Raw genomic sequence first — 13006 nt, 5'->3', positions numbered from 1 at the left:
GTCGGAGCGCAGGCCGTCCCGCGTTGGCTAGCCTGGTAGCATGGCTGAGCGCGCGCTCAAATCCACTGGGTCATCACGAGGATTACAGCTGGAAGTGCCAGTCCTGCCAGCATGGTCTGGCAAGCGATGATCCCAGCCATAAGAGGGGCATCCCCTCCTAACTGCCTTGCCATGATGTAGGAGGACGAGGCTGTGGGCAGTGCTTGGAATAGAAGTGCTGCAACCGCGGCCTTTCCTTCAAGCCCGAATAGGTGGCACGCCCAAAGTGTCACCAGCGGCATGATTAAAAACTTGGTCAGCGACGAATAACCAACCGGACGCCACCATTGCCTGATGCTTGCGAACTCAAGCGCAGCACCCACGCAGAGCAATCCGAGCGGTAGTGACATTTGTCCCAAGGCTTTGAGCATCGGCTCAATGCCCACAGGTAATCCCCAGCCCGAGAATTGGATCAATCCGCCGGCGAAGCACGCAAGTATCAGCGGGTTCAGTGCCAACTGTTTGAGGACTTTGCCCAATGGCATCCTGCCGCCTGAGCCGTACTTTGCGAAGACCAATACACACAAAATGTTCACACTGGGCACGATGGCCGCGTTCGCTACCGCGGCCAGGGCTATACCCTGCACACCGAACAAACCCGCAGCTGCCGACACACCCACGTAATTATTGAAACGTATCCCCCCCTGAAAAACCGAAGTGAACGCAGCATCGTCCGTGGTGATCAGCGATCTGGCGCTCAACAACATTAGCGATACCACAACAGTCGAGAATACGAGCACCGAAACCATGCTTTGAAACGGCACGCCATCAAGGTTGGCGGTCGCCAGTCCGTGAAAGAAAAGAGAAGGCAACAACACGTAATACGCCAAGCGCTCTGCCTGCGCCCAGAACGTATCCGCCAAAAACTGACGATGCTTGAGCCACGCGCCCAGCACGATCAAAAGCGCGATCGGCAACAAGGCAGTCAGCAGGGAGAGGGTCATGCGCGTGCCTTGATTTTCTGTGCCAACGTTTCACATTCCGCAATCCGTCGGCTCATCAGCGGCATGTCTACGGTAGGTCTACTGATCATGGTGCCCCCAAGAACTCAATGACTGAGGTCCACGATAAGAGGTCGAACTCCAAAATAAAAACGTTTTAAACTTCAGCGATCAACAAGTATTACTCATGGTTAATCGGGCAAGACATGGGCTTTCACCGCGTTCGCCAGCGCTGCCGCCAGTCGCGCAAGCGGACGGTCTTCGCGCTCCAGCAATACCACACGCCTGGTTTTTTGAGGGATGCCGAACGGTTGAACGGCCAGTGTTTTCAGGCTTATGACTTGATGCCTAGAGAGCGGAACGATCGATACGCCCAACCCGCTTGAGACCATCTTGATAATCGCATCCTGGCTATCCAGCTCCATGCTGGTCTCCACACGCAGCCGCATAGCGCGAAGCTCTCGCTCAATGGTTCGACCTGCCCAGGCGCGACGATCGAATCGAATGAACGGCTGGCTTTTGAGTAGAAGCTTCAAGTCCTCATGCGCGTGTGATACCGGCGCGATGATCCAGAACCCTTCCTCGTAAAGTACCGTGCTTGCCAGGCCGTAAGGATGTGGTTTTACCGGTTCGGTGGTGATCGCAACGTCAAGCTCGCCCGCCTCTACGCGCGTGGCCAATTCGGCGGACATTCCCGACGCAACAGTGATGCGCAGATGAGGATGTTCGGCACGCAATGCCGACAGCGCGAGAGGCAACACGCTCGCCAGCGCTGTATGAATGGCACCGATTCTAAGCCTGCCGCGCAACTCAGTGTCGCCTCCAATCTCGGACGAGATGCCGTCGTATAAGGCCAGAATTTCTCGCGCGCGCTCAACGGCAATATGCCCAGCATCCGTCAGCACCGGCAACCGCCGTGAGCGATCAAACAGAAGTGTATTGAAATCTTCCTCCAAAGACCGGACGTGAAGGCTGATCGCTGACTGGGTCAAATGCACGGCGTCCGCGGCCCTAACAAAAGAACCGTATTGGGCAATGGCAAGCAGTGTTCGAAGTGCGCGTAGAGACATAGCCATTAATCCTGCAGATTGATGGCCGAGCTTGTCATAAAGGGATCAAGCATCAAGGGCAGGTTTCGCTGCTATTACCATGATCTCAACCAGCACCTCGGGTCGCGCCAGATTTGCCTGAACAGTGGCCCGTGCAGGAGCGCAGTCGGTTGGAAGCCAAGCATCCCACACTGAGTTCATCGCCGCGAAATCACGATCAATGTCTTTAAGCCAGATCTGTGCGCTCAAAAGCTGACCCTTGTCGCTGCCCGCCAATGCCAACAAGGCTTCGATTTTGGCCAGCACCTGCTGCGTCTGCTCTTCGATGCCAGCCTGTAGATCAGTAGGTACCTGGCCGGAGAGGTAAAGCAGATCGCCGTGACTAACCACACCGGACATCCGCGCGTTGCTCTGAAAACGTTCAATCGTTGCCATCGGTTTTAATCCATGAACTGGGAATATTAAGGTCGGGCCGTCAACCAGCCGAACCATACGCTGGGCACCACCAAATGCCAAGGTTATGCCCAGCGCAGCTGGATTGACATCCAAGCGGGCCTTTCATGCCAACGCCTTAGGCCCGGAACAGCCAGGTTTGCGTTTTCACGCCAGCGAGTCAGCCACTCCGATCAATTGAAAGACCTCCTCTTGCGGGGGCTCGGCGAAGATGATGTTCAAGTCACGGTAACCGGAGTGATCCCCGACCAGGCTCAACTCGAATCGAGCCCCTGATGCGTCGGCTTCGTAGCTCTTCAAGTAAGTCAGGTTCTTGGCTTCATTGACAACCACATCCAAGGTGCCGTTGTACCCATTGCCGAGTCGGGTAAAGCCCAAGGCGGACACATCGATCGTGTCTTCACCCGTGGTGTAGTCCATCAGGCGGTCAGTGTGGTTTTCGGTGGCGGTACGGTAGCTGTCGCTCAGCAGGTCGAAGCGGAACACGTCGTTGTTGCCGCCACCGACCAATTGGTCCCGGCCTTCTGCGCCAATCAATACGTCATTGCCTAACGCTCCATAGAGGCGATCATCGCCCGCGTGCCCTTCGATGATTTCGCCTCGGGCGTTGCCTTGTAAACGATCGTCCCCTTCGGTGCCCACCAACCTGGCTTGCTGGAACAGGACGTTGGTTTCATCCAGCGTTTGGCCCAGATTACCCTCGAAGACCACTTCGAAGCGTTCCCCATCCGCGTTGGCCTCGAAACTCTTGAGGTAGGTCCGCGTCCCGCTTTCATTGACGCGTATCGCCAGCGTTCCGTCATAGCCATTGCCCAGCCCGAGGAAGCCCAGGGATGAGAGATCGAGGGTATCGGTGCTGGGGTCGAAGTCGGTGATTCGGTCGCTATGGGCGGTGGTTGCGGTTCGGTAACTGTCTGCGATTGACTCGTAACGGAACGTATCGGCACCGGCCCCGCCCGTCAGCAGGTCACGACCTTCCTGGCCATCGAGCAGATCGTTACCGGCCCCGCCAGAGATCGCATCGTCGAATGACGCGGTACCGGGCAAGAAATCATCATCGCGGCCACCGTCGACGTGGTGATAGCCGTCGTCGGGATTGCCAAAGCTGTGGTCCAGGCTACCGTCGGGGTTCAACTGAACCAGGGAGGCCAGGTAGCCGTCCGCGCTTGTACCTTGGCTTGCGCCAATCAATACCTTGCCGTTGGCCAGCACAATCATGTCGGCGATCGCAAAAGGAGCGTTTTGCGAGCCCCAACTCACCTTACCCTGGTCACCGAAGCTGCTGTCGAGCGAGCCGTCGGCGTTGAGTCGGGTGACGGTCGCCACGCCCCCCGAGGCGCCCGCCAACAGGATTTTGCCGTCGTCCTGGATGACGAGGGCGTCCGCATGAACATCCAGGGCCAGGCTGCCCCCGTTCGCGAAGCCGCTATCCAGGGTACCGTCCGGGTTGAGGCGGGTCAGGGTATCTTGCCCTGTGACCAATACTTTCCCGTCTTCCTGCAGCGAAACGTCGATCGTGCCGCCGGGGTGAATGCCGACGGAGGCTGGCAGGTGCAAGACCCCTGCCTCTGCGAAAGACGGGATCAAGGCCCCCGTCGCGTCGAAGCGGGCGATATGGATCTCCCCGGAGGGATACCCCGCGCTTGCGAAAAAGCTTCCGTCGCGTTGCACGGAGAACGACGCTTGCTGGCCTAGATTGTCATTCCAGTAAAAAGGCACGATCGCGGTGCCGCCATTCCCGAAACTCGTATCCAGGCTGCCGTCCGCCAAGGTGCGACTTACCCCCGATACCCAGGCGTCGCCGACTTGCACGTACTGCGCCACCAGGTAACCGCCTCCCGGCTGCACCGCGGCATTACCGCCGTCCTCGATATCGAGCGACACAGGAAGAAGCGATTTACCGTCTCCACTGAAGCTGCGGTCCAGGCTACCGTCGGCATTGAACCGGACCACGCTACCGGTGAAGCCCGAGTCCTCTTCGCCTCCCAATCCCAGGCGACTATAAGCGCCCAGCCAGATAGCACCGTCCGGATCGACCGTGATACCTGCGACAGTGTCCGAGCCCCATAAGGTGGTGGCAACCATGCCTGTGTTCCGCGCCGCTGCAGCGGCGGGCGAAATGTCCTGACTCATGTCCATGTCTCCTGTAGCTATTAGGCGCCAAAAACTATAGACATGGGTCAGTCAGGTTGCCACTTTTCATCCCTCAACCGCCTATCAAGGGCATCGGCGAACCGGGCGCTCCCAGTTCCTCTACGCTGATTTCACGCATGCGGAACTTCTGCACCTTACCGCTGACGGTCATCGGAAAATTGTCAACGAACTTGAAGTGGCGTGGCGTCTTGAAATGAGCGATCCGGCCCTTGCAGTAATCGCGCAGCTCTTCAGCGCTTGCCTGGTGTCCCTCGTGCAGCCTGATCCAAGCAACGATCTCTTCCCCATAAACCTTGTCCGGAACACCGATGACCTGAACGTCTGCCACCGAAGGGTGGCTGAAGAAGAACTCCTCTATTTCGCGCGGGTAGACGTTCTCGCCCCCTCGAATGATCATGTCCTTATTGCGCCCGATGATCTTCAGATAACCCTCGTCGTCCATGATTGCCAGGTCGCCGGTGTGCATCCAGCCCGCATCGTCGATGGCCTGCGCGGTCGCCTGCGGGTTGTTCCAGTAGCCCAGCATCACGCTGTAGCCGCGAGTACACAGTTCGCCAATCTGACCGCGAGGAACGACCCGGTTCTGTTCGTCGATGACCTTGCTTTCCAAGTGCGGCTGGGTGCGGCCGACACGGGTGACTCGGTGTTCGATATCGTCGTCCGGCCCGGTCTGGGTGGAGACCGGGCTGGTTTCGGTCATGCCGTAGGCGATCTGCATCTCCTTGAGGTGCAGGTCTTCGATCACCCGCTTCATGACTTCGATCGGGCAGGTGGAGCCGGCCATGATGCCCGTTCGCAGATGACTCAAATCCAATGACTGGCGCTGCGGGTGGTCGAGCATCGCGATGAACATGGTCGGCACGCCATACACGCCGGTCGCTTTCTCCTGTGCGGCGGCCCGCAAGGTCTCCAGAGGATCGAACGCCGCACTGGGGTAGATCATTGTCGTTCCGTGGGTGACACAACCCAGGTTACCCATGACCATGCCGAAGCAGTGATACAACGGCACCGGTATTACAAGCCGGTCTTGCTCGCTGAGCTTCAGGCTTTCACCGACCATAAAGCCGTTATTCAGGATGTTGTAATGGCTGAGGGTGGCGCCTTTAGGGAATCCGGTGGTCCCCGAGGTGTACTGGATGTTGACCGGATCGTCGAACTGCAATTGTTCGCCGCGTTCGCGCAATTGCTCCGGAGCCACTCGTTCCGTCAGGTCTCGCAACCCCTCCCATGACAACATACCGGCGGCTGGCGCATCGCCAAGGCTGATCACGCCCCGCAACTCAGGCAACCGGCCACTTTGCAGTGCGCCTACGGCGCAGCGTTGGAGTTCGGGCAGCAGATCATGAAGCATCGCGTGGTAGTTGGAGGTCTTGAACGAATCGGCACAAATCAGCCAGCGGCACCCCGACTGCTTGAGGGTGTATTCAAGCTCGGTCAGGCGGTAGGCCGGATTGATGTTCACCAACACCGCTCCCACCTTGGCGGTTGCGAATTGGGCAATGCACCATTGCGCGCAGTTCGGCGACCAGATGCCGACCCGTTCACCGGCCTTGAGGCCCAGCGCGAGCAATCCTCGTGCGCAACAGTCCACCTCCTTGGCCAACTGTGCCCAGGTGTAGCGCAGCCCTTGATGCCGTACGACCAACGCTTCGCGATCGCAGAACCGTTCCACCGCTCGGTCGAACGCCGCGCCAATGGTCATCGCCAGCAAGGGTGTGGTTTGCGGTCCACGGGTGTAACTGGGGACACTCATATCTGTTCTCTCTGTACGATCCAAATGTGGTCCGGGGTTTCAACCACGGCGCTTTGTTGAATGGCTTGCCCTCTTTGTTTTTAACGCGTGAATATCTGCGCCGTGGTAATCGCCATATCACCGCCGGGCAATTTGATGTTGCCGATCTGCTTCAAACTGTCGGCGTCGAACACCGCTACGTCGTTGAAGGTACCCGCCAGGTAAATCTTGCTGCCGGCCTTGTTGAACGAAATGCAGTAAAAGGAATGGTCCAGCGTGGCGGCCTGAAGCAGTTTTTTCTGCTTGATGTCGTACTTGGCCAGACGGTTGAGTACACCGAACATCAAGTTCGGGTCCTTGGGCGAACGCATGCCACTGAAATAGATCTCCGTCAGAGGGCCGAAGTCGGTGGTTTCGGTCTTGCCGGTTTTCAGGTCGATGCTGAACAACCCATAGAGGTATTCGGCGGTGGCCGGGTCCTGCTGTTTGTCCTTGAATTTCGCGGCGGTGTAGAGCAGCGAAAAATCATGGCGGTACGTTTGCTGGTTCCACACATAAAGCACGTCCGGCGCGCTGTAGTTTTCACGCTTCCAATGACGACTGGGGATCAGCACGTCGAATGTGCCGGTGTTCACGTTGACCTTGTAGACATCCGCTCCCGCCACATACAGCGTGCCATCGTCACCGCTTTGCATGATGGTCAGCTGCCGCGGTGCCGGAAAACTGCGAACAGGTTTGGCGTTCATGCCGGCATCGGTGGCGTACACATCGAGCCGGGGTTGCTGTACTTCGTAACGGTCGTTGAGCATCAACGTCGGGTTGGCGATGGCAAAGAGTTCCTTGCCGTCGTGGCCAACAGTAAAAGCGAACATGGATTTCGCTTTCTCCCCCGGTTTCTGGGTGATGCTGGCGTGAAAGACCTGTTTGCAGCTGTCCAGCTCAACACCGTAAATATCCGCGTAATGGTTGTTCAACACGTAGGCGGTCTTGCGATCCGGCGACAGTTGCACGGTGCCGGGACCGAAGGCGTCCGGCATCTTGCAGGTCTTGAACAGGCTGTCGGTGGCCAGGTCGATCACGTGCAGGTTGTTCGGATAATTGGTGGTCACCATGTACTCGTGACCGCTTTGCAGTGCGGTGTTTTCATCGGCCAGGACATCGAGTGAGATAACGCCCAGGACACCGAACGCGGCCAAGCCGCAGGCTTTGATGCATTGCATGCTGGAATCCTTCTTCATGACCGATCACTTGTCTTTAGGAAAAACGGTGCCGAGGTTGCGCCAGTTTTCGTTGGACGCCTGGGCATCCTTGTTCCAGTCCGGATAGGTGCTCATCATGTCCGGCACCTGGGCCGGCCACCAGCAGGGGTCGGAGCAACCATACAGGTCGGCTTCCATCGGCTGGCACAGCGACGACACGCCGCCGAACGCGTCGATTTCCCAACCAGGATCGGTGGTCGAGGCGCAGCCGGCGACGGAGCTCATCGCCACCACTTCTTCGATTCGGTTCTCGGCCGCGGCCTGATCGAGTTTCTGGGCTTTGTTGTTGATTGCCTTGAGATGTTTCATATCAGTGAGCCTTGCGCGGAGTGATGTAACTGCTGATGAACGCAGGGTTGTGAGCCATGATCCGGGTGTAGACCTCGATGCCGAAGTCGACCCAGTCACGCATCAGTTCGCAGTAGTGGTAGGTCGGATGAGTCGGGTCGCCGTATCGGGCGTAGCTCTCGTGGTAGCAGCCGCCGGAGCAGAGATTGCGGATCTGGCAGTCTTCACAGCCAGTATTGGTACGGTCGAGCCGCTGGGACAGGAAGTCATTCAACTCGACCTGTTTCACCCCGCTGTGAACGTTGCCGAACGTCGGCAGGCTCGAACCGGTAAAGCGGTGGCACAGGTTCAATTCGCCCTTGTGATCCACCGCCAGCATCTTCAGGCCCGCGCCGCACGGCAGGGCTTTCTTGTGGCCCTCATGGATGTCGGTGATCAACTGGTGCAGGTTGGAGAACCCGATGTTGCGGTGCTCCAGTGCCGCTTCCAGGTAACGACGACCGAGCTTTTTCATGTTGGCGAAGACCTCGATCAGTTCGTCGCTGGACAGGTTGAAGCTGCTGATATCACCGGACGTCACCGGAGCAAAACCGACCTCGGCAAATCCCAGTTCGTTGAACAGGTGATCCCAGATGGTCTCTACATCGGTAACGCCAGTGGTCAGGGTCACCCGCGCGCCCACTGGACGGCTGTTGTAACGCGACAACAGCATCTCGGCCTTGCGCCGCACCACGTCATACGTGCCCTGCCCACCCACCGTGATGCGATTGCGATCATGCACGGTCTTCGGCCCGTCGATACTCACCGAGAGCCCGAAGCGGTGGGCGTTGAGGTAGTCCACGGTGTCTTCGGTGAGCAGCGTGGCGTTGGTGGTCATGACGAACTCGACGAACTTGCCCGCCTCGGCAAACCGCTTTTCACAGTAGTCGACCATGTACTCGATCAGCTTGCGGTTGCTCAGCGGCTCTCCCCCGAAGAACACCACAGTGAAACGCTCTTCATCGGGGGATTCGCGCAGCAGCATTTCTACCGAAGCGACCGCCGTTTCGACGTCCATCTTCTTGCCCGCCGAGGGCTTGTCGAGGTCTTCTTTGTAGCAGTAGGTGCAGCTCAGATTGCAGCCCGTGTTGACGTTGAGCACCACGGTATTGATTGCGGTGCGCTCCACCCGTTTGGTACCGATGTCCGGCGACAGCGGTGAGCCGTCGCTGACCAGTTCCAGGGAAATCAGCTCACGCAGGGTTTCGGTGATTTCTTCGCCGTTGAAGCGTGCGGCCAAGCGCTGGATCAGGTCGTCCGATGAGCAGCCGGGGCCGCGCAAGGTATCGATGATGGTGCCCGTCAGCTCATCGCTGGCGAACAGCGAGCTGCTGGGAATGTGGAACAGCATGCGGTCGGCGTCGACATGCACTTCGTGCAGATTGCGTTCGACCAGATTCAAAATAGCGCCCATTGCAAACCTCCTGTGCAAGCCCCGATTCACGAGGCCTGCGGTCATTCCGAAAAGTGTCTGGAACCGCTACAAACAGCCAACTTATGGAATGGGTGGATTGTTCCAGCGTTGCACGGTGACGATCATGTGGCCTTCGCCGGTCAGGGATTTCCCTGCGTCGTCGACGGCGGCGATCACCTTGAGATTGCCGGCATTGTTGGTGGACATCTTGCGCTGCGGGTTCGGCCCGGCATCGCCTGGGGTGAACACACCGGTATCGGCCTGCATGGTGCCGGCAAACTTGACGTCTCCATCCTCTTTGGCACGTTCATCGAAAGCCTCGACCTTCCATTGCGCAGGGAATACGCCGATGCGATAGGGCTTGCCGTCAGCGCCCTTGCCCCAGGCTTCGGCATCGAAACGGCCCTGGACTTTTGGCGTCGAACCACCGCCCTCGCCGATCCGCGCCACTGAGAATTCGGGCACGACTTTGACTTCAGCGATCTTGCTATAGACCGACAGTGTCGGGCCTTTCAGCGTGCCGAGCGTGACGTTGCGCAAGCCCGGTTGCGCATTGGCAGCGGCCTTGATCTTGACTCGCAGGCGCTCCGGACTTTGCTCAAGCACCTGAACCACTTCCACGCCTTTGCCAAAATCCGGTTTGCCGGTCAGGCCGCTGCCGATCAGGGTAACTTCGGTTTCGCTGCCCGCCTTCAGATACCCCGGCTGCACGGCCAGCAAACGGTTGGAGCCCTGTTTGGCGGCGACAAAGTCCAGGCCCCGCTCGTCGTGCTCGGCCTCGAACATCCGACCCTGCATGGCGTTGCCCTGGGCGGCGAACACCTGACGCATGACTACGCCATCGATGGTCACGTTGCCGCGCCATTCGTAACCGGTGTAGAGAATCGCACTGCCATCGCCGTTGAACGGGCTGCCGTCGGCATACTGACCTTTGACGTTGACCTTGAACGTGTCGCTGCCATCGGCAGTCACGCTCATGACGCCAGCCAGTTCACCTTTACCGGGCAGGTGCCCGCTGAAGCTCCAGTCGCCGACCAGCGCCTCGGCTTTCGGCGCGCTACCCACCCATTTCTTCCAGGCCGGGTTGTCCAGCGAATAACGCTTGGCCAGCAGCGGCACCATCTCTTTGCGGGCCAGATCGAACCAATCGCGGTCGCGGGACAGGGCCTGGTATTCGAGGGACGGCCATTGGCCGAGGTGGAAGTTCACCAGGCGCTCCCATTCCTGGGCAGGTCGACGCTGCAGGGCAACCCGCGCACCGGAGTGACAGCGGCCACACATCTGGCTGGTCTGGTCGTCGAACTTCTCGACGGTATTGAGCCGTCGCTCCAAGGCATAACGCACACCATCGGTCTCACTGGGCGCCAGGCCTTGGGTGTCAGCCAGGTATTTGACGAGGGTCCGGCGATCGTCATCGCTGATCTGCACACCATGCATGACCTGCATCCGGGCAATACTCATCAGCCAGCCTTCCGGCGTTTTGCGCTGGTGGCTGATACGGCTCAGGGCGTTATCGGCTTCGGGGATGTGACAGCCCTGACAGGTTTCCCTGAGGATGGTCTGGGCGTCGCGAGCTGCCAGGCTGTAAGGCGAATGCAGCGCTACACAGGCCGCCACGGTCAACAGACTGGCGCTCAGGCCTGATCGGAGTTTTCTCTTCATCAACGTCGAACCTCCCACGGTGCTTTCTTATTTTTGTGGCTTATCGTTTTTATGGTTTCTGCCGTCGGCGACAAGCCGCTGACGGAGGCAAGAGAAACGTCTGCGATGAGCAATACACGGAGCGTGCCAGCTTAACGAACAGCATTTAAATCAATGAGTTATAGGAATATCTTGGCTTTTCTACGCATCAGAACGAGATGACCTGCGTCTTATATCGCGACAGCCGTTGCAGTCTGAGACAAGCATAGGTGCCCCCGGCTGGAATACTTCATGGCCAGCGGCAATGTTCAAGTACACACGCAATGGCTCGCCGTCTCACCGATGTCGCGATTTGCGACAAAACCACTGGGTGCCATTTTCTCCTTTTATCGCTCAACCCCCGCCAACAAGGGGCCTTGGCCCGTTCCCGGTACTTGGCACAGCCATTGCCAACCTTGGAGAGATCCACGCTCTCACGCACAACAAGAGGTCTCATCATGCCCCTGCCTAATCTGCTTCCCGCCACCTCGGCCTTCGTCCAACGCGCCCCACGCATGCTCATCGGCGGCGACTGGGTCGAGGCCGCGGACGGCCAGACCATGCCCCTGCACAACCCGGCCACGGGCGAAGTGTTATGCGTGGTGCCACGGGCCACGCCCGAGGATGTCGACCGTGCAGTGCTCGCCGCCCGTCAGGCGTTCGACGATTCGGCCTGGACCCGCACCCGCCCTCGGGAACGGCAGAACCTGCTGTGGAAACTCGCCGATCTGATGCAGCGCGACGCCGAACTGCTGGCGCAACTCGAATGCCTGAACAACGGTAAGAGCGCGGCGGTGGCGCAAGTGATGGACGTGCAGCTGTCTATCGATTTCCTGCGCTACATGGCCGGTTGGGCCACCAAGATCGAAGGTTCCAGCGTTGACGTGTCGCTGCCGCTGATGCCCAACGATCAATTTCACAGTTTCATTCGTCGCGAAGCGGTGGGCGTGGTCGGGGCCATCGTCGCCTGGAATTTCCCGCTGCTGCTGGCTTGCTGGAAACTCGGTCCGGCCCTGGCCACCGGTTGCACCGTCGTGCTCAAACCTGCCGACGAAACACCGTTGACCGCGCTGAAGCTCGCCGAACTGGTGCTGGAAGCCGGTTACCCCGAAGGCGTGTTCAATGTGGTCACCGGCACCGGTGTCACGGCGGGCTCCGCCCTGACTCATAACCCGTTGGTGGACAAGCTGACGTTCACCGGCTCCACCGCCGTGGGCAAGCAGATCGGCAAGATCGCCATGGAATCCATGACCCGGGTCACCTTGGAGCTGGGCGGCAAATCCCCAACCATTGTGATGGCCGACGCCGACCTGAAGACCGCCGCAGCGGGCGCCGCCAGCGCGATCTTCTTCAACCAGGGCCAGGTCTGCTGCGCCGGGTCCCGGCTGTATGTGCAACGCAAGCATTTCGACAATGTGGTGGCGGACATCGCCGACATCGCCAATGCGATGAAACTGGGCAATGGCCTGGACCCTAGTGTCGCAATGGGCCCGCTCATTTCCGCGCGTCAACAGGAGCGGGTTTATGGTTACATCGAAAAAGGTCGGGAAAGCGGCGCGACCATCGCTTGCGGCGGTGAGCAATTCGGGCCGGGCTTCTTCGTCAAGCCCACGGTGATTGTGGATGTCGATCAGCGGCATTCATTGGTACAAGAGGAAATCTTCGGCCCGGTGCTGGTGGCGATTCCGTTCGATGACGAAGCCGATGCGCTGCGCCTGGCCAATGACAGCCCTTATGGCCTTGGGGCGAGTATCTGGTCGAATGACTTGGCCGCGGTGCACCGGGTGATTCCGCGGATCAAGTCGGGCTCGGTGTGGGTCAACTGCCACAGCGCCCTGGACCCGGCATTGCCGTTTGGCGGCTACAAGATGTCGGGGGTCGGGCGTGAAATGGGGTATGCGGCGATCGAGCATTACACCGAGTTGAAGTCGGTGTTGATCAAGTTGTGATTGGCGGCG

The 13006-nt window shown here is 59.0% G+C and carries 10 protein-coding genes; 1 reads left to right on the top strand and 9 read right to left on the bottom strand.

Annotation, left to right across the window (positions count from 1 at the left end):
• Positions 1-56: 56 nt before the first annotated feature.
• From DOCECA_RS09605 to peaA, 9 genes are all read right to left on the bottom strand, one after another.
• Positions 57-983 carry an AEC family transporter gene (locus tag DOCECA_RS09605; protein WP_434611594.1) on the bottom strand — a complete coding sequence of 309 codons (927 nt, stop codon included), beginning with the start codon at positions 981-983 and terminating at the stop codon, positions 57-59.
• A gap of 188 nt (positions 984-1171) precedes the next feature.
• On the bottom strand, positions 1172-2050 hold the full coding sequence (locus tag DOCECA_RS09600) for a LysR substrate-binding domain-containing protein (protein ID WP_434559287.1): 879 nt from the start codon (positions 2048-2050) through the stop codon (positions 1172-1174).
• Positions 2051-2095: 45 nt separating this feature from the next.
• The gene (locus DOCECA_RS09595) at positions 2096-2464 is read right to left on the bottom strand and encodes a RidA family protein (RefSeq protein ID WP_420764028.1); all 369 of its coding nucleotides are present in this window, start codon (positions 2462-2464) and stop codon (positions 2096-2098) included.
• 165 nt (positions 2465-2629) lie between these two features.
• Positions 2630-4615, bottom strand: a complete 1986-nt coding sequence (locus DOCECA_RS09590; protein WP_445571861.1) for a M10 family metallopeptidase C-terminal domain-containing protein — start codon at positions 4613-4615, stop codon at positions 2630-2632.
• Positions 4616-4688: 73 nt separating this feature from the next.
• Positions 4689-6389, bottom strand: a complete 1701-nt coding sequence (locus DOCECA_RS09585) for an AMP-binding protein (RefSeq protein ID WP_445571860.1) — start codon at positions 6387-6389, stop codon at positions 4689-4691.
• Positions 6390-6469: 80 nt separating this feature from the next.
• Positions 6470-7588, bottom strand: a complete 1119-nt coding sequence (gene peaD, locus DOCECA_RS09580) for a quinohemoprotein amine dehydrogenase subunit beta (RefSeq protein WP_445571859.1) — start codon at positions 7586-7588, stop codon at positions 6470-6472.
• A gap of 24 nt (positions 7589-7612) precedes the next feature.
• A complete protein-coding gene (qhpC, locus tag DOCECA_RS09575; protein WP_007933151.1) occupies positions 7613-7936 on the bottom strand; it encodes a quinohemoprotein amine dehydrogenase subunit gamma in 324 nt (107 codons plus the stop codon).
• A 1-nt stretch (position 7937) separates the two neighbouring features.
• Positions 7938-9368, bottom strand: a complete 1431-nt coding sequence (gene peaB / locus DOCECA_RS09570) for a quinohemoprotein amine dehydrogenase maturation protein (protein WP_434606170.1) — start codon at positions 9366-9368, stop codon at positions 7938-7940.
• Positions 9369-9449: 81 nt separating this feature from the next.
• Positions 9450-11030: a quinohemoprotein amine dehydrogenase subunit alpha gene (gene peaA, locus DOCECA_RS09565; protein WP_445571858.1), complete on the bottom strand. Its 1581-nt coding sequence runs from the start codon at positions 11028-11030 to the stop codon at positions 9450-9452.
• A 476-nt stretch (positions 11031-11506) separates the two neighbouring features.
• On the opposite strand from peaA, the gene DOCECA_RS09560 reads away from it, so the two are divergent.
• A complete protein-coding gene (locus DOCECA_RS09560; RefSeq protein ID WP_445571857.1) occupies positions 11507-12997 on the top strand; it encodes an aldehyde dehydrogenase family protein in 1491 nt (496 codons plus the stop codon).
• Positions 12998-13006 lie beyond the last annotated feature (9 nt).

The sequence above is a fragment of the Pseudomonas sp. E102 genome (genome assembly GCF_052660185.1).
This window is presented reverse-complemented; position numbering and strand designations above follow the sequence as displayed.